General features: G+C 67.3%; 16 protein-coding genes. 7 read left to right on the top strand and 9 right to left on the bottom strand.

Going from position 1 to position 17,872, the window contains the following annotated elements; genetic code table 11:
- Window positions 1–3: 3 nt before the first annotated feature.
- Genes B0E41_RS11270 through B0E41_RS11240 form a run of 7 tightly spaced genes read left to right on the top strand, consistent with a single transcriptional unit; the run spans window position 4 to window position 6,178 of the window.
- The gene (locus B0E41_RS11270; RefSeq protein ID WP_077331245.1) at window positions 4–720 is read left to right on the top strand and encodes a DsbA family protein; all 717 of its coding nucleotides are present in this window, start codon (window positions 4–6) and stop codon (window positions 718–720) included.
- Window positions 717–1,472: an ABC transporter ATP-binding protein gene (locus tag B0E41_RS11265; RefSeq protein WP_077331244.1), complete on the top strand. Its 756-nt coding sequence runs from the start codon at window positions 717–719 to the stop codon at window positions 1,470–1,472. The genes B0E41_RS11270 and B0E41_RS11265 overlap by 4 nt, the downstream gene beginning before the upstream one ends.
- Complete coding sequence (locus B0E41_RS11260; protein WP_077331243.1) at window positions 1,459–2,160, top strand: ABC transporter ATP-binding protein; 702 nt, start codon at window positions 1,459–1,461, stop codon at window positions 2,158–2,160. The genes B0E41_RS11265 and B0E41_RS11260 overlap by 14 nt, the downstream gene beginning before the upstream one ends.
- Window positions 2,157–3,029, top strand: a complete 873-nt coding sequence (locus B0E41_RS11255; protein ID WP_077331242.1) for a branched-chain amino acid ABC transporter permease — start codon at window positions 2,157–2,159, stop codon at window positions 3,027–3,029. The genes B0E41_RS11260 and B0E41_RS11255 overlap by 4 nt, the downstream gene beginning before the upstream one ends.
- A gap of 13 nt (window positions 3,030–3,042) precedes the next feature.
- A complete protein-coding gene (locus B0E41_RS11250) occupies window positions 3,043–4,023 on the top strand; it encodes a branched-chain amino acid ABC transporter permease (protein ID WP_077331241.1) in 981 nt (326 codons plus the stop codon).
- Between the two features lie 59 nt (window positions 4,024–4,082).
- Window positions 4,083–5,093, top strand: coding sequence for a carbon-nitrogen hydrolase family protein (locus tag B0E41_RS11245; protein ID WP_077331240.1), 1,011 nt, complete (start codon window positions 4,083–4,085; stop codon window positions 5,091–5,093).
- 29 nt (window positions 5,094–5,122) lie between these two features.
- Window positions 5,123–6,178 (top strand): phenylacetaldoxime dehydratase family protein, encoded by a 1,056-nt coding sequence (locus B0E41_RS11240; RefSeq protein ID WP_077331239.1) that lies wholly within the window; start codon window positions 5,123–5,125, stop codon window positions 6,176–6,178.
- A 51-nt stretch (window positions 6,179–6,229) separates the two neighbouring features.
- Here B0E41_RS11240 and B0E41_RS11235 read toward each other — a convergent pair whose 3' ends face one another.
- The 9 genes from B0E41_RS11235 to B0E41_RS11195 all read right to left on the bottom strand — a co-directional run bounded on the left by B0E41_RS11235 (window position 6,230) and on the right by B0E41_RS11195 (window position 17,756).
- Window positions 6,230–7,699: an NAD-dependent succinate-semialdehyde dehydrogenase gene (locus B0E41_RS11235; RefSeq protein WP_077331238.1), complete on the bottom strand. Its 1,470-nt coding sequence runs from the start codon at window positions 7,697–7,699 to the stop codon at window positions 6,230–6,232.
- A 49-nt stretch (window positions 7,700–7,748) separates the two neighbouring features.
- Window positions 7,749–8,837: a tartrate dehydrogenase gene (locus B0E41_RS11230; protein ID WP_077331237.1), complete on the bottom strand. Its 1,089-nt coding sequence runs from the start codon at window positions 8,835–8,837 to the stop codon at window positions 7,749–7,751.
- An 18-nt stretch (window positions 8,838–8,855) separates the two neighbouring features.
- Window positions 8,856–10,487: an ABC transporter ATP-binding protein gene (locus tag B0E41_RS11225; protein WP_077331236.1), complete on the bottom strand. Its 1,632-nt coding sequence runs from the start codon at window positions 10,485–10,487 to the stop codon at window positions 8,856–8,858.
- 1 nt (window position 10,488) lies between these two features.
- The gene (locus B0E41_RS11220) at window positions 10,489–11,322 is read right to left on the bottom strand and encodes an ABC transporter permease (protein WP_253194800.1); all 834 of its coding nucleotides are present in this window, start codon (window positions 11,320–11,322) and stop codon (window positions 10,489–10,491) included.
- A 53-nt stretch (window positions 11,323–11,375) separates the two neighbouring features.
- Window positions 11,376–12,332 (bottom strand): ABC transporter permease, encoded by a 957-nt coding sequence (locus B0E41_RS11215; RefSeq protein WP_077331234.1) that lies wholly within the window; start codon window positions 12,330–12,332, stop codon window positions 11,376–11,378.
- 16 nt (window positions 12,333–12,348) lie between these two features.
- Window positions 12,349–13,977, bottom strand: a complete 1,629-nt coding sequence (locus tag B0E41_RS11210) for an ABC transporter substrate-binding protein (protein ID WP_077331233.1) — start codon at window positions 13,975–13,977, stop codon at window positions 12,349–12,351.
- 93 nt (window positions 13,978–14,070) lie between these two features.
- Complete coding sequence (locus B0E41_RS11205; protein ID WP_077331232.1) at window positions 14,071–15,363, bottom strand: FAD-binding oxidoreductase; 1,293 nt, start codon at window positions 15,361–15,363, stop codon at window positions 14,071–14,073.
- Between the two features lie 34 nt (window positions 15,364–15,397).
- Complete coding sequence (locus B0E41_RS11200) at window positions 15,398–16,063, bottom strand: haloacid dehalogenase type II (protein WP_077331231.1); 666 nt, start codon at window positions 16,061–16,063, stop codon at window positions 15,398–15,400.
- 208 nt (window positions 16,064–16,271) lie between these two features.
- Entirely contained in the window at window positions 16,272–17,756 is a 1,485-nt protein-coding gene (locus B0E41_RS11195; RefSeq protein WP_077331230.1) for an aldehyde dehydrogenase family protein, read from the bottom strand.
- Window positions 17,757–17,872: the final 116 nt, after the last annotated feature.

Below are 17,872 nucleotides of genomic sequence, written 5' to 3'. Positions count from 1 at the left end.
GCCATGCAGTTCGCAACACACGGTGGTGACACGGCACATGGGCGGGCCAACGGACTTGGCCTGCCCGAGCCGTGTGCGCTGTATGTGTTCGACGCCTATTGCGGCTGGTGCTGGGGCGCGTCGCCCCTCATTCAGGAGCTGGCGTCGGCATGGGCGCCGGGCGTGCCGGTCATCGTGATCAGCGGAGGCCTCTTCGTGGGGCCACGCTCGGCGCGCATCGACACCTACCCGCACATTCCCGGCGCCAACCGGCGCATCGCGGAGCTGACCGGCGTCCGCTTCGGCGACCGTTACGAAGCGCTGCTGCGCGATGGCAGCTTCGTGCTCGACTCCCTGGGCGCGGCGATTGCGTTTGCAGCGCTGCGCGTCCAGGCGCCTTCGCGCGCAGTGGTGCTGGCCCATCGCCTTCAGGAAGCCTTCTACGTGCACGGGCGCAGCCTGTCCGAGCCGGCAACCGTGATCGACATCGCCCGCCAGGAAGGCCTGGATGCCGAGCGGGTTGGACAGGACCTGGAGAGTGGCCGGGCGCGCGAATGGGCCCTCCAGGATTTCGAGATGGCGCGTGCCCTGGGCATCAGCAGCTACCCGACCCTGTTGGCCATTCGCTCGGGCCAGGTCACCCAGGTGCCCTGTTCAGGCACATCCGCGTCGGCGATCACGGCCGCCGTGAACTGGCCGATCGGCACCCCTCCTTCGGTCCACCACCAGAGACCCACATGACCTCCCTTCTCACACTGACCGGTGTGCACAAGGCCTATGGCCGCACGCCCGTGATCCGCGGCCTGGACCTGACGGTCGCCGAAGGCGAGTTCGTCGGCGTCATCGGTCCCAACGGCGCGGGCAAGACGACCGCATTCGGCCTCATTGCCGGCCACCTGCGCTGCGACAGCGGAACCATCCAGCTGCAGGGGCGCGACATCACCGCGCTGAGCGCTGATCAGCGCTGCCGCGCAGGCATCGGCCGCACCTTTCAGATCCCGCAACCCTTTGCCGGCCTGAGCGTGTACGAGAACGCGCTGGTGGCGGCGACCTACGGCGCCGGCCTGGCCCCGGAACCGGCGGCCGATGCGGCCTGTGATGCCCTGCGCCGTTGCGGACTCTCGGCCCAGGGCAACCAGCCGGCCGGCGGCTTGACGCTGCTGCAGCGCAAGCGGCTGGAGGTGGCGCGCGCCCTGGCCACCTCGCCCCGGCTGCTGCTGCTCGACGAGGTCGGCGGTGGTCTGACCGATGCCGAGGTGAATGAATTGCTCGAACTGGTCAGCGAGATCCACGCCCAGGGTGTGACCGTGCTGTGGATCGAGCACCTGGTCCACGCACTGGTGAAGGTGGCCCGCCGTCTGGTGGTGCTGACCGACGGCGCCTTGCTGGCCGACGGCCCCCCGGCCGAGGTGATCGCCAGCCGGCTGGTGCGCGAAACCTACCTGGGCTCCGAGCTGGAGATGGAAGCGGAGGTGGAACATGCTGCAGGTTGAACAACTCGATGCGCAATACGGCCTGTTCCAGGCGCTGTTCGGTGTGAGCCTGCGGGTGGAGCCGGGCCAGACGCTCGCCCTGATCGGCTCCAACGGCGCCGGCAAGACCACGCTGCTGCGCACCCTGGCCGGGGCGCTGCGTGCCCGCCCGGACAGCATCCGCCTTGACGGCCAATGCATCAGCGCGGGACACGAGCTCGATCGCCTGCGCCAGGGCATTGCCCTGGTGCCCGAAGGACGCCGGCTGTTTCCCAGCCTCACGGTGCGCGAACACCTGGCCCTGGCGCAGCGTAACGGCCGGCCCGGTGCCTGGACGACCGAACGCGTGCTCGACGAGATGCCGGTGCTGCGCGATCTGCTGGCGCGCCCCGCCACCGCCATGTCCGGCGGGCAGCAGCAGCTGGTGGCCATCGCCCGCGCGCTGCTGTGCAACCCGCGATTCCTGCTGTGCGACGAGGTGTCGCTGGGCCTGTCCCCGCTGGCCGTGGAAGAGGTCTACCGTCTGCTGCGCCAGGCCAGTGCGTCCGGCATGGCGCTGGTGCTGGTGGAGCAGAACGTCCGCCGTGCCCTCAACGATTCCGACCGCTACGTCTGCCTGCAGAAGGGCCGCGTGGTGCTGGAAGGCGTTTCCTTGCAAGCCAGCCACCACGAGGTGGCCGCTGCGTACTTCGGAGTCGAAACGGCATGAACACCCTGATTGAAGTGCTGCTCAACGGCATCCTGCTGGGCTCTCTCTACGCCATGTTCGCGCTGGGGCTGAGCCTGAGCCTGGGCGTGATGAAGATGATCAACCTGGCCCATGGCGACCTGATCGTGCTCGGCGCCTACCTGTCCATGGTGGTGATGTCCAGCACCGGCTGGTCCGCGCTGGCCAGCCTGGCGCTGGTGCTGCCGGCCATGTTCTGCGTCGGTTGGCTGCTGCAGACCACGCTGCTCAACCGCGTGGTGGGCGCCCACGAGCTGTCCCCGCTGCTGGTGACCTTCGGTCTGTCGGTGGTGATCCAGAACCTGCTGCAGGAGGTGTTCAGCGCCGACACGCGCAGCCTGCCGTCCGGCGACCTGACCCTGCAAGGCCTGAACTTCGGCGGCGTGTCGGTGGGCGTGTTCCCGCTGCTGATCGCCGCCATCAGCGTGCTGATGTACGCCGGCACCCACCTGCTGGTGGCCCACACCCACTGGGGCCGCCAGGCGCGCGCCGTGTCCGACGACGCCCCCACCGCGCGGCTGGTGGGCGTGAACGACAAGCGCTTCTTCGCCCTGATGGCGGGCTTCGTGATGGTGGTCACCGGTCTGGCCGCGGTGCTCTACGGCATGCGCACGCCGTTCGCTCCCATGGCCGGCCCGGAGCGGTTGCTGTTCGCCTTCGAGGCGGTGGTGCTGGGCGGTCTGGGCAGCCTGTGGGGCAGCTTCTTTGGTGGCCTGCTGATCGGGCTGGCCCAGGTGCTGGGGGCGCAGGTCAACCCCGGTCTGGGCGCCTTCTTCGGGCACCTCACCTTCTTCGTGGTCCTGCTCGTGCGCCCGCAGGGTCTGTTCAGTCCCATGACCCGCAAGCACTGACAAGGACATCCCCATGCGAGCAGCCATTCACTCTCTGCTGTCTTCCTGGCGCGGCCTGGCCTTGACCCTGGCCGGTCTGGCCCTGCTGGCCGCCCTGCCCTGGTTCACCGGCTTTGGCACCCAGCGCCTGTTGGTGGAGGTGTTCACCGTGTTCGCCATCGCCATGGCCTGGAACCTGCTCGCCGGTTTCGGCGGCATGGTGGTGGTGGGGCTGCATGTGTTCGTGGGCGTGGGCGCCTACGCCCTGTTCTTCCTCTCCAACACCCTGGGCTGGAACCCCTGGGCCACACTGCCACTGGCCATGGTGGTCACGGCCCTCTTCGCAGCGTTGACGGCCCTGCCCATGTTCCGCCTCAGCGGCGCCCACTTTGCCGTGGGCACCTGGGTGCTGGCCGAGCTGATGCGCATCCTGGTGCTCAACACCGACACACTGGGCGCGGGCGGCGGCATGCCCCTGAGCACCCTGGGCGACTTCAACCGCGCCGAGCGCAACATGGGCACCTACTGGGCCGCGCTGGCGGTGGCGGCGCTGGCCCTGTTCTGGGCCAGAGGTCTGCTCAAGAGCCCGCTCGGCCTGGCGCTGGCCAGCATCCGCGACAGCGAGGAGGCTGCGCGAGCCAGCGGGGTACCGGTGCGGCGCACCAAGCTCGCGCTTTGGCTGATGTGCGCCGCGCTCACCGGCCTGGCCGGTGCCGTGGCTTACATGAACACGCTGCAGGTGAGCCCGGACGCCAGCTTCGGCCTGGGCTGGACCGCCATGGCGATCTTCATTTCGGTGCTCGGCGGCATCGGGCGCATCGAAGGCCCCGTCATCGGCACGGCCATCTATTTCCTGCTGCGCGAGCTCGGCGCTGACCACGGTGTCTGGTACTTCGTGGCGCTCGGTCTCATCGCCATCGTCACGATGGTGCTGTCGCCCCAGGGCGCCTGGGGACTGGTGATGCGCCGCTGGCCTTCGCTGGACCCGATGCGCACCCGGCGCTGGATGCCCTGAACCCGTCACGACGCCCCTTCACGCTTTCCCTTTCCACAACCCCACCAGGAGCACACACCATGGGCATTTCCCACCCCAAGTACAAAGTCGCTGTTGTCCAGGCCGCCCCCGTCTGGCTGGACCTTGACGGCACCGTCGACAAATGCATCCAGCTCATCAACGAGGCCGCCGGAAAAGGCTGCAAGCTGATCGCCTTCCCCGAGACGTTCATTCCTGGCTACCCGTGGCACATCTGGATGGGCGCGCCCGCCTGGGCCATTGGCCGGGGCTTTGTGCAGCGGTATTTCGACAACGCGCTGTCCTACGACAGCCCTCAGGCCGAAAAGCTGCGCCAGGCCGTCAAGGCGGCGGGCATCACGGCATCGCTGGGCTTGTCGGAGCGTTCCGGCGGCAGCCTCTACATCGCGCAGTGGTTGATCGGACCCGGCGGTGAAACGATTTCGCAGCGGCGCAAAGTGCGCCCGACGCACTCCGAACGCACTGTTTTTGGAGACGGTGACGGCAGCGACCTGAAAGTGCATGACACGCCACTGGGCCGCGTGGGCGAGCTGGCCTGCTGGGAGAACATCCTGTCGCTGAACAAGTACGCCATGTACTCGCAGCACGAACAGGTGCACATTGCGGCCTGGCCGAGCTTCTCGACCTACGAACCCTTTGCCCACGCCCTGGGCTGGGAGGTCAACAACGCCGTCAGCAAGGTGTATGCCGTGGAGGGCGGCTGCTTCGTGCTGGCGCCCTGCGCCATCATGTCCAAAGCGATGGTGGATGAGCTGTGCGACACCCCTGACAAGCATGCCCTGACCCATGTGGGTGGTGGGCACGCGGTGATCTACGGTCCCGATGGCGCTCCTCTGACGGAGAAGCTGCCGGAAGACGTTGAAGGCCTGCTGATCGCGGAAATCGACCTCGGCATGATCGGCGTGGCCAAGAACGCCATGGACCCGGTGGGGCACTATGCCCGCCCCGACGTGCACCGCCTGCTGCTCAACCGCAAGAAGGGCTCGCCCGTGGAGCACTTTTCCTTGCCCGTCGACGCGGTCGATCCTCAAGACAACCTGCCCGTGAACTGAGAGCGATCTGTCCTTCCACAGGAGCTGTCATGGAATCCGCCATCGCGCCGCACCTGCGCTGCCCGCGCAGCCAGCCCGCGCGCATGCCGGCCGGCTACACGCCGCCGGTGCCTGCGTACACCGCCCGCTATGCGCCCGGCCAGACACACGCCGTCATGGCGTACCACGGCGTGCAGTACCGGGACCTGGCCGACCGCGAGGCGGCGGTCGCCGGCCTGCAGACCCTGCGCAACGCCGTGCACGGCGCCGACGCGCCCCGCTTCTCCGACCTGGCACAGTACCGCGACCCCGAGGGTTGGGACACGCTGGTGTGGACGGCCTATTGGTCCGACCGGGCGAGCCACCAGCGCTGGCAGCTGCACCCGGCCGTACAGATCTTCTGGCAAAGCGACGAACGCCTGAGCGGCAGCACGGGATGGTTTCGTGAAGTGGCCTGCCCTGGGGTGGACCGCTTCGAGACCCTGATGTCATCGCCCGACGGGCAGGAGGCCGTGGCGCGTCTGGCCGATGCGGTGAGCGATGAAATCCTGGAACACGCCTACTGGGGCGGCATGCGCGATCGTCTGCCCGCCTCACAGACGGACGCTCTGACCGGCGCCACGCCTGCCGCCCCACCGACCAAGCCCCGGCCGGGCCAGCGGGTGGTCATTGAAGGCCAGCACAACATGGCCCTGATCCGCAGCGGCCAAAACTGGGCACACACCGGCGGTGTGGAGCGCGAGCGCTACCTGGGCGAGGTCGAGCCCGTGCTGCGCGAGGGCATGGACTTCCTCTCCTCACCTCAGGGCCTGGGCGTGGGCTGCCTGTTCAACCGCTACCTGCGCGTGCTGGACGAAGATTTTTTGCCCATGGACAAGAGCTACGGTCTGAGCGGGTGGCGCAGTCTGGCGCACATGGAGGCCTGGGCCGAGAAGCACCCCACGCACCAGCAAATTTTCGGTTCCTTCATGGGTATGCTGCAGGCCATTGCGGCGCCGCCCAACCTACGGCTGTACCACGAGGTCAGCGTTCTGCAGGCAGGAGACGCGCACTTCGAGTACGTCAACTGCCACCCCGGCACCGGCCTGCTGCGGGCGGCCACATAAAAATAGGGCCGGCGCACCGTCAGGGAACACGGCGCCGATCAGGACCCGCCGTCAGTCCAGCTGCCCCTGGCAGATGTATTTCACGTGCGTGTAATCGTCCAGCCCGTGCGTGGAACCCTCGCGGCCGTAACCCGATTCCTTCACGCCACCGAAGGGTGCCGCTTCGGACGCGAGCGCGCCTTCGTTGATGCCGACGATGCCGGTCTCCAGCGCCTCCGCCACGCGCCAGATGCGCCGCACATCCTGGCTGTAGAAGTACGCGGCCAGGCCAAACGGCGTGTCGTTGGCCAGCTCCACCACGGTCGCCTCGTCATCGAACACCGCCATCGATGCGACCGGGCCGAAGGTCTCTTCGCACGAGCAGGCCATGCGCGGGTCCACGCCCATGAGCACCGTGGGCGCGTAGTAGTTGGGGCCGAGTGTGGTCAGGCGCTCGCCACCGGTGAGCAGCTGCGCGCCCTGCGCCACGGCGTCTTGCACATGGCGCTCGATCTTTTCCACCGCGCGCGCATTGATCATGGGGCCGATCTGTGAGGCGGGGTCGCTGGCCGGCCCCACCTTGAGCGCTGCGACGCGCGCACAGAGCTTCTGAGAAAACGCTTCCTGCACCTTGCGGTGCACGAACAAGCGGTTGGGGCTGACGCAGGTCTGGCCGCCGTTGCGGAACTTCGCGGCCATCACGCCGTCAACCGCGGCGTCCAGGTCCGCGTCGTCGAACACGATGAAGGGTGCATTGCCACCGAGTTCCAGTGACAGCTTCTTGAGCGTGTCGGCACTGCGCCGGGCCAGGTGCTTGCCCACCAGTGTGGAGCCGGTGAAGGTGATCTTGCGCACGCGGCTGTCGTCCAGCCACACGTCCACCACCTCTGGCGTCTTCTCGCGCGAGGCCGTGACGATGTTCAGCACGCCCGGCGGAATCCCGGCCTCGTTGGCCAGATGCACCAGCGCCAACGAGGTCAGCGGGGTGTCTTCGGCGGGCTTGCACACCACCGTGCAACCCGCGGCCAGCGCGGGCGCGATCTTGCGGGCGATCATCGCGGCGGGGAAGTTCCAGGGCGTGATGGCGGCCACCACACCGATGGGCTCCTTCAACGCGAACACCTTGCGACCGCTGACGTGCGCGGGAATGACTTCACCGTTGAGCCGCGTGGCTTCTTCACCAAACCACTCGATGTAGCTCGCGGCATAGGCCACTTCGCCCTTGCCCTCGGCCAGGGGCTTGCCTTGCTCGAGCGAGATGAGTTTGCCCAAGTCGTCCTGGTGCGCCATGACGAGGTCGTTCCAGCGCTTGATGATCGCGGCCCGCTGTTTGGCCGGGACCTTCTTCCAGGTGGCGAAGGCCCGGTGGGCGGCGTCCAGCGCCGCGCCGGCCTCGGCCGCGCCCGAGTCGGGCACGCGAGTGATCAGCGCGCCCGTGGCGGGATCGGTGACGTCGAACGATGCGGCGGCCGCGTCGGTCCATTGGCCGTCAATGAAGTTGGCACTGCGGATCAAATCCGCACGGTGAAGGGTCAGGGGCATGGCAGTGAAGGAATGAAAGTGGAAGGAAGGTGTTGACCCAGGCAGCGAATCAGGCCGCTGCCACCAGGGCCGCCACCGCCTCGCCGACCTGCGTGGTGTTGGCCGTTCCGCCCAGGTCGGGCGTGCGCGGCCCTGTCCGCAGGACCTCTTCGATGGCGGCCACGATGGCGTCGTGCGCGGCGCGGCCGGCACCCTCACCGCGCGTGAGGAAGTCCAGCATCAGCGCACCCGACCAGATCATGGCGATGGGGTTGGCGATGTTCTGGCCGTAGATGTCGGGCGCCGAGCCGTGCACCGGCTCGAACAGGCTGGGGAAGTCGCGTTCGGGGTTGAGGTTGGCCGATGGGGCCAGGCCAATCGTCCCGGTGGTGGCGGGGCCCAGATCGGACAGGATGTCGCCAAACAAGTTGGTGGCGGCAACCACGTCGAAGCGGCCCGGTTGCAGCACGAAGCGCGCGGTGAGGATGTCGATGTGCTGCTTGTCCAGCACCACATCGGGGTAGTCCTTGGCCACCGCGTCGGCGCGCTGGTCCCACCACGGCATGCTGATGGCGATGCCGTTGCTCTTGGTCGCCAGGGTCACGTGCTTCTTGCTGCGGCTTTGCGCCAGGTCGAAGGCGAACCTCAACAGGCGATTGGCGCCGTGGCGCGAGTAGACCGACTCCTGGATGACGACCTCACGGTCGGTGCCCTCGTACATGATGCCGCCGAGCGACGTGTACTCACCTTCGGTGTTCTCTCGCACCACGAGGTAGTCGATGTCACCGGGCTTTCGGCCGGCCAGTGGGCAGGGCACGCCTTCAAACAGGCGCACGGGGCGCAGGTTGATGTACTGGTCGAACTCGCGGCGGAACTTGAGCAGCGAGCCCCACAGCGAGACGTGGTCGGGCACGGTGGCGGGCCAGCCGACGGCGCCGAAGAAGATCGCGTCCATGCCCGAGAGCTGCGCTTTCCAGTCGTCGGGCATCATTTTTCCGTGGGCGGCGTAGTAGTCGCAACTGGCCCACTCAAAGGTGTGGCATTCCAGCTCGAAGTCGAAACGCTGCGCGGCCGCCTGTGCCACACGCAGGCCTTCGGGCATCACTTCCTTGCCGATGCCGTCGCCGGCCAGAACGGCAATCCGAAAAATCGGGTTCATGAAATATCTCTCCTTGGTTCAAGTTGCCAGCGCCACAGCAGCGGGCATGGCAGCATCACGTTCGTCCAGCCAGCCCTGGCGCATCTCGGGCACCGAGGCGGCCAGCAGCTCGTAATACGGGTGGTGGGGGCCGCGTTCAAAGTCGGCACGCGCCACCTGGTCGAGCTTGCGACCGTGTTGCATGACGATGATCTCGTCGCACACCGACTTCACGGTGTGCAGGTCGTGGCTGATGAAGAGGTAAGACACACCCAGTTCGCGCCGCAGATCGGCCATCAGCTCCAGCACCGCCGCACCCACCACCGTGTCCAGGGCCGAGGTCACCTCGTCACAGAGGATCAGCTCGGGCTCGGCGGCCAGGGCACGGGCCAGGTTCACGCGCTGCTTTTGCCCGCCCGACAGCCCGCCCGGCAGCCGTTGCGCAACCGAGTGCGGCAGCCGCACCAGGTCCAGCAGTTCGTGGATGCGCTTTTGCAGCGCCGGCCCTTTCAGGCCCTTGTAGAACTGCAGGGGACGGGCCAGGATGCGCTCGATGGTCTGCGACGGGTTCAGCGCCGTGTCCGCCATCTGGAACACGATCTGGACCTGCCGCAGTTCCTCCTTGCTGCGCTGGCGCACCTCGGGCTTGAGCGGGCGCCCCTTGAACAAGATGCTGCCCTGGCACGGGGCGATCAAGCCCGCAATGGCGCGGGCCAGCGTGGTCTTACCGGACCCGGATTCGCCGATCACACCAATGGCCTGGCCCTTGTGGAGCTTGAAGTTGATGTCTTCGAGAATCAGGACCGCGGGTTGGCCCTGCGCATTGAGTGCACCGTACCCGGCCGACAGCGTGTTCACTTCCAGCAGCAGTTCACCCTTTTTCAGATCGGATGCGAGGGGTGCCGGGCGGGCCGCGGCCAGGAGGCTTTGGGTGTACTCATGGGCGGGGTGGGACAGGATGCGCTCGGTGGTGTTGACCTCTTGTGCCTTGCCGTTGCGCAGCACGAGGATGTGGTCCGCCATCTGCGCCACCACCGCCAGATCGTGGCTCACGTACACCGCCGTGGCGCGGCGCTCGCGCACCACGCGGCGGAACGCGCGCAGCACCTCGATCTGCGTGGTCACGTCCAGCGCCGTGGTGGGCTCGTCCAGGATCACCAGTTCGGGATCGGTGATGAGCGCCATGGCGGCCATCAGCCGCTGCAACTGCCCGCCCGAAACCTGGTGGGGGTAGCGCTGGCCGATGGTGTCGGGGTTGGGCAGGGCCAGCTCTCGAAACAGCTGCACGGCTTTGGCCTCCGCTTGCGCCCGCGACATGGTGCCGTGAATGCGCGTGGGTTCGACCACCTGGTCCATGATGCTGCGCGAAGGGTCGAACGAAGCGGCCGCGCTCTGCGCGATGTACGACACGGTGCGACCGCGCAGCGCCCGCAGCGGCCCCGCGCCCAGCGACAACACGTCCGTGTCGCCGATGCGAACACTGCCGCTGCTGATGTGGCAGCCGCGACGGGCATGGCCCATGAGTGCGAGTGCGGTGGTGGTTTTTCCGGAACCCGACTCGCCGATCAGCGCCAGCACCTCGCCGGGACGGATGGTGAAGCTCAAGCCATCGACCAGCGTGGCATCGCCCGCACGGATGGTGAGTTTGTCAACAACGACCAGTGAGCCCATTTCAACGCCCTCCCCGTTCGCGGGCCGCACGGCCCGGCAGATTGTCGATGACCAGGTTGACGGCAATCGTCAGGCTGGCAATGGCGATGGAAGGTGCGATCACGGCGGCGCCGCCTTCGGAGAGCACCTCAATGTTTTCGCGCACCAGCGAGCCCCAGTCGGCCTCGGGCGGCTGAATGCCCAGGCCCAGGAAACTCAGGCTGGCCAGCAGCAGCACCACGTAGACAAAGCGCAGACCGAAGTCGGCCAGCATCGGCCCGGTGATGTTGGGCAGGATCTCGTAGAGCATCACGTAGCGGGTTCTCTCGCCGCGTGTGCGAGCCACCGTCACGTAATCCAGCGCATTGATGTTGACGGCCAGTGAGCGCGCGATCCGGAAGGCGCCGGGCAGGTAGATGATGGCCGCCGTGGCGATGAGCATGAGCACCGACGAGCCAAAGCTGGCCACCATCAGCAGCGCGAACATCTTGCTGGGGATGGCGGTCAGGGTGTCGAGCACGCGGCTCAGCACGCTGTCGGTCCAGCGCCCGGTGGCCGCCGCCAGCAGGGCCAGCAGCGTGCCGGTGCCGCTGGCCAGCAGCGTCGCGGCGAAGGCCACACCCACGGTGTAGCGGGCGCCCTCGATCACACGCGCCAGCATGTCGCGGCCCAGGTAGTCGGTGCCGAGCCAGTGCGCTGCACTGATGGGGGCGAACACGTCGCCGCCATCGGCGGAGCCGCTCTGCGACAGCAAGGAGGGGCCGAAGATCGCGGCCCCGGCCCAGAAGATGACGATGGCCAGGCCGAGCCAGCCGGTCAGGCCGAAGTGGGCCAGCCACTGGCCCCAGCGGCGCATGGCCGGTTGGTCCAGGCGAGCACCATGAATGGCGTTGCTCATTGCAGTTTCCTTCAGCGGTGACGCAGACGGGGGTTGGCGAGGATGCCGCACATGTCGGCAATGGTCACCAGGAAGAGGTAGCCGGTGCAGAACAGCATGGTGCAGGCCTGTACGAGCGGGATGTCGCGCTGGACGACGCCTTCGACCATCAACTTGGCGATGCCGGGGTAGTTGAAGATGGTCTCGACAATGATCACGCCACCCAGCAGGTACGACAGGCTCAGCGCCACCGCGTTCGCGATCGGCCCCACGGCGTTGGGCAGTGCGTGCGCGAGCACGGTTCGCATTGGCGAGGCCCCTTTGAGGCGCACCATTTCGATGTAGGGCGCTTCCAGCTGGTCGATCACGGCGGCTCGCGTCATGCGCATCATCTGCGCCACGATGACGCAGGTGAGCGTCACCACCGGCATGGCAAAGGCGCGCAGCATCTGGCCCACGGACTCGATGTCGCTGACGTAGGAGAGCGCGGGCAGCCAGCGCAGATGCACCGCAAACACCAGCACCGCCAGCGTGGCCACCAGAAACTCCGGCACCGAGACCACGGTCACGGCGGCGGTGGAGACCCCGCGATCAAACCAGGAGCCGCGCCAGACCGCCGCGGCGATGCCGAGCGTCAGGGCGATCGGCACCGAGAACAGCGCGGTCACCGCCGCCAGCAGCAGCGAGTTCGGCAGCCGGCTGGCAATGAGGTCGATCACGGGCACGCGGGCCGTGGAGGAGAGCCCCAGGTCACCCCGGGTGAGTCCGCCGAGCCAGCGCAGATAGCGCTCGTGCGCCGGCACGTTGAGGCCGAGCTGCGCGCGCAGCTCGGCCAGCACCTCGGGCGTGGCCTCCTGCCCGAGCTGCTCTTGCGCCGCGTCGCCCGGCAGCACGGCGGTGATGGCAAACACCACCACCGACACCGCCAGCAACGACAGCAGCGCCAGGCCGATTCGCTGCGCGAGCAGCTTGAACAGGATGCTGTTCATGGTCTTGGCACCCGCTTCAGGCGGCCGCGTCGAGCCACACGTGCTCGGCGAAGGACGTGCCCATCATCCCGCCAATCGGGATCGGCGACAGACCCTTGAGCTTCTTGCTGTGCCCGTCGAGGCTGGAGGTGAAGAACGGAATGCCGATACCGCCTTCCTGATGAATCATCACCTGCATGTCGGCGTACATCTGGGTGCGCTTGGTCTGGTCGGTTTCGCCACGCGCGGCCACCAGCAACTGGTCGAACTTTTCGTTCTTCCAGCCCGCCTCGTTCCAGGGGGCGTCGGACTTGAAGAACAGGGTCAGGGCCAGGTCGGCGCTCGGGCGGGTGTTGACGTTGCCGAAGCCCACCGGGTGCTTCATCCAGTGGGTGGACCAGTAGCCGTCGGCCGGCATGCGTTTGACGTCCAGGTTGAGCCCGATCTGTTTGGCGGCGTGCTGCATGACCAGGGCGGTCTCGACCGAATTGGTCGCGGCCGGCGAGGCCACCACCGGAATGGGCGCGCTGCCCAGGTTGGCCTTCTGCAGGTGCCACTTGGCCTTTTCCGTGTCGTACGCGCGCTGGGGCAGGCCCTTGAAGTAGAAGCGGTTGTTCGAAGCGATGGGCTGGTCGTTCGCCACCACGCCACGACCGAGCTGGATCGACTTGAGCAGTTGCTCGCGGTTGAACAGGTGCTTCATGGCCAGCACGAAGTCCGGGTTGCTGCCGGGGCCGCTGTCGCGCCGCATGATGAGGTCGGTGTACGACGTCGCCTTGGTCTCGAAGATGGTGTGGGTGCCACTGGACAGCACACGATTGATCGAGCGCGGGGACACCGCCACCACCAGGTCCAGCTGACCGGAGAGCAGCGCGTTGACACGGGCCGACTCGTCGGTGATGCCCACGAGTTCGATCTCATCCAGGTACGGGCGGTTGGGCTTCCAGTAGTTCTCGTTGCGCACGGCGATGGAGCGCTCGCCCGGCTTGAACTCTTTCACCTTGAAGGGGCCGGTGCCGATGCCGGCGTTGAAGTCGGTCGTTCCGGCCGGGACGATGTGGAAGTGGTAGGTGCCCATGATCACCGGCAAATCGGCGTTGGGCGAGGTCAGGCGGAAGGTCACCTCGTTGGGGCCGGTGGCGGTCACGGACTCGATCTGGTCGGCCAGCACCTTGGCCCGAGAGGCGGTCGCCGGATCCTTGTGCCGCATGATCGAGAACACCACGTCGGCCGGCGTCAGCGGCTTGCCGTTGTGGAAGCTCACGCCCTTGCGCAGCTTGAACACCCAGGTCTGGGCGTCCTTGGTGGTGAACTCCTCGGCCAGTTGGGGCTGCGGGGCCAGGTTGCCGTCCAGCACGGTCAGGCCGTTGTAGAACATGAAGCCGCGGCAGTAGTCGATGTGGCTGGACTGGCGCGCCGGATCGAGCGTGTCGCTCACCCCCGAGCTCGAACTGGCCACCTTGATGCGGCCGCCCTTGCGTGGGGTCTGCGCGTGCGCCGTGGTGGCCAGCGCCGCCATGCCGCCGGCCGCCGTGGCCTGCATGCCGCAGGCGGCCAGCATGGCGATGACGTCGCGTCGGGTGGCACCGCGCTTGAGCGAGTCCATCACGCGCAGGCTCTCGCTGGGACCGACAAGTTGCTGGAACGGGTTGTGGCTATCGCTCATGGTGATGCTCCTGGTTGTAAAAATGAAAGGGATCGTGGGTCGAAAAAAACAATTGAAGGCAAGCGCAAGCGGCGGCTGGCAGTGCTCTGGCCTTCAGGCCAGACGGTCCTTGAGCCGGAAGTACAAGCCCACCGCGGGCAGGAACCAAGGTGGCCCGAAGTGGCCCGGAATGGCGGGCCAGTCGCGGTCCTTCCAGGGGTTGGCGCTGGCATCGCCCGCCATCACATCGGCCATGCACTGGCCCATGTGCACCGACATCTGCGTGCCATGGCCGCTGTAGCCCATGGAATAGAACAGGCCGTCGCGTTCGCCCGCATGGGGCAAGCGGTCCTGCGTCACGTCCACCAGTCCGCCCCAGCAGTAGTCCAGCCGGACGGGGCCCAGTTGCGGGAAGGTGGCCGCCAGGCCTGCGCGCAGCACCTCGCCGCTCGCGGCATCAGAGGTGGGGCTCGAAATGGCAAACCTCGCACGCCCACCAAACACCAGTCGGTGGTCTGCGGTGAGGCGGAAGTAGTGGTGGATGTTGGCGATCGTGGTGTAGGTGCGGCGATGGGCGAGCAAGGCCTGTGCCCGCTCGGCGCCCAGGGGCTCCGTCACCACGATGAAGCTGCCAATCGGCACGATGCGCCGGCGCAGCCAGCCAAAACTGCCGTAACCACCGTGGCGCGATGCGCCCGTGGCCAGCAGCACCTGGTTGGCCCGCACCACGCCGCGGTCGGTGTGCAGGCGGTGCACCTGGCCTTGCACGCGCTCCACGCGGTTGACCCGGGTGCCCGTGTGGATCTGTGCGCCCTGTCGCTGCGCTGCCTGCGCCAGGCCCTGGGCAAAGCGCCCCATGTGCATCTGTGCGCTGCGCTTGTAGAGCAGCCCACCCACGAAGCGCTCGCTCTGCACCTCCGCCTGCACTTGCGAGGCGTCCAGCACCTGGACGTCGGTGTCCACGCCATCGGCCACCAGGCGCTCGGCGCTGCGATGCAAGGCGTCCACCTGGTAGGCCTTGGTGGCCAGCTTGAGCTTGCCGTGGCGCAGGAAGTCGCAGTCGATGCGCTCTTCCTGCACCAGACGCGCCACGGTGTTCACCGCGTCGTCGTAGGCGTGGTACCAGGCGCGGGCCCGTTCGATGCCGACCTTGGCCGCCACCTCGGCGTAGTCCACCGCCAGGCCGTTGTTCACATGGCCACCGTTGCGCCCGGAGGCTTCCGGCGCCACCGTCGCTCCGGCTTCCAGCACCACCACCGAGGCGCCGCGCTGCGCCAGCTTCAGGGCCGCGGACAGGCCCGTGAAGCCCGCCCCCACGATGGCCACATCCACCTGCGCGGGCAAGGCCTGTGCACCAGTCACCGGTACCGCAGCGAGCGAGTGATTCCAGTAGGAGTCGAGTTTCATGGTGCGTCGTGGGTTGGTGGCGTCGTCAAGTGGATCAGAGACCGACCACGCCAGGCAGGCCGCCGATGTCCTGGATCTCGGTGTAGCCGTAGGCCGGGCAGCCAGGGCCATGGCCGCGGTTCACGAACACCTTGTTCTTGATACCGATATCGTCGGCCGACATCAGGTCGTAGCGCAGGCTGGAGGACACGTGCAGCAGGTCCTCGGGGTTGCAGCCCAGCGAGTCGAGCATGTACTCGAAGGCCTTGAGGCGGGGCTTGTAGGCCTGGGCCTGTTGTGCGGTGTACACGCGGTGGAACGGTGCGCCCAGCATGGCCACGTTCTTCTGGATCTGCGCGTCGTCGGCGTTGGACAGGATGACCAGCGGGATCTCCTTGGCCACCTTGGCCAGGCCGGCGGGCACGTCGGCGTGCGGGTCCCAGGTGGGCACGGCGTCGTAGTAGGTCTGACCGTCGGTGTCGAAGTACTGGATCTTCCACTTCTTGCACAGGCGGCGCACGGCGTTCTTCAGCACCACCTCATACGGCTGCCAGGCGCCCAGCACCTCGTCGAAACGGTAGGCCGAAAAGTCGGCGATGAACTGCTCCATCTGCTCGGGCCGGATGCGGTCGGCAAACAGCTCGCGGGAGATCTCACCCATGCGAAAGCGGGTGAGCGTGCCGTAGCAGTCGAAGGTCACGTATTTGGGTCGAAAAATCATGGTCTCATTTCCTTGAAAGATCGGTTGCCGACCGTCGCGGGTCGCATGCTTTTATGGCTGTTTGCGACTGGGTGATGACGAAGTGATTGGAGCATTCAAGAACACGGGGTGCGTAGGGAAATGGGGTGGCTTCACGCGACAAAGTTGCGCATTTCATGGGGCTTGACAGCATGTCGTGTGGTTGGCACTTGATGTGTGCGGACACCCTTCATTGGTGCGACGCAGCAAAGTCAATCAGCACACTTTTGAAGCGCAGATTGGCTTCCACCGCCTGGCGCCCCAGGTCCTTGCCAATGCCCGACTGGTGGTAGCCGCCGGTGGGGATCACGAAGTCGGCGCTGCGTCCGTAGCGGTTGATCCACACCGTGCCCGCAGACAGGTTGCGCATGGCGCGCAGGGCGCGGCCGATGTCGGCCGTGTGCACACCCGCGGCCAGCCCATAGTGTTCGTGGGCCGCCAGTGCCAGCCCCTCTTCTTCGGTGTCGAAGGTCTGCACGGTGAGCACGGGGCCAAAGATCTCTTCCTGCACCGCGGGGTTGTCGGCGGCCACGCCTTCAATCAGGGTGGGTTGGAAGTACGCGCCACCCGGGCCGCCTTCAAACAGGCCCCCACCGCAACGCAGTTGTGCGCCCGCCTCGCGCGCGCGCTCCACGATGTCCAGGATGCGCGCGGCCTGTGGCGCCGAGATGATGGGTGGCAAGGTGGCCTGCGCGTCCCAGGTGGCGCCGGGGCGCAGCGCCCCGAAGCGCTGCGTGATGCGATCCACCAGTGCCTCGGCAATGCCGCGCTGCACGATCAGGCGCGAGCCCGCCACACACACCTGCCCGGCGTTGCCGGTGATGGCCCCGGCCACCATGGCCGCCAGCCGGTCCACATCGGGCGCGTCGTCGAACACCAGTTGCGGGCTCTTGCCGCCGAGCTCCAGGGTCACGGGCTTCGGCCCCTGCAAGGCGCAGCTGGCCATGATGGCCGCGCCCGTGCGGGTCGATCCGGTGAAGGTCATCTTGCTGATCAGCGGATGCCGCGTGAGCGCGTCCCCCGTGGTGCGGCCGTCGCCCTGAACGATGTTGAAGATGCCCGCGGGCACACCGGCCTCGATCGCCAGCTCGGCCAGGCGGATGACGGAGAACGGCGTCATCTCCGACGGCTTGAGCACCACCGCATTGCCCGCGGCCAGCGCGGCGCCCACCTTCCACGACACCATGACCAGCGGAAAATTCCACGGCGTGATCGCACCCACCACGCCATAGGGCTCGGCCACGACCAGCCCCAAGTTGTCGTGGCGCGTGGCGGCCACTTCGCCGCCCAGCTTGTCGGCGTACTCGGAGAAGAAGCGCAGGCCCTCGGCCGTGAAGGGCACGTCCCAGGCCGCGGCGTCGCGCACCGGGCGCGTGGAACAGACGGCCTCCAGCTCGGCCAGGCGCTGCACATCGGCCTCGATCAGATCGGCCCAGCGGCGCAGCACCCGTGCCCGCTCGCGCGGTGCGCGGCGCGCCCAGTCGGTCTGGCGCCAGGCCTGCCAGGCGTTTTGCACCGCAGCGTCCACGGTGCTGGCATCGGCCAGCGGCAGGCCGGCGTGCACCTGCCCGTCCGAAGGGCGTCGCACCTCCAGGCGTGCGGTGTCGGGCACCACACGGCCCCCGATGAAGTGAGCGCTGGATACGGTGATGGAGAGGGGGTCGAACAACGGCATGGAAGCACCTGAAAAAATAGGGCGACGAAGGAGACGAAAACCCGGTGCCAAGCCTCTTCGGACACCGGCGAAAACTGGTGACCAATGCTAGGGAGGAAGGCCCGGCATATGTGGCC

This window comes from Hydrogenophaga sp. A37 (assembly GCF_002001205.1).
Lineage (GTDB): Bacteria > Pseudomonadota > Gammaproteobacteria > Burkholderiales > Burkholderiaceae_C > Hydrogenophaga.
This window is presented reverse-complemented; position numbering and strand designations above follow the sequence as displayed.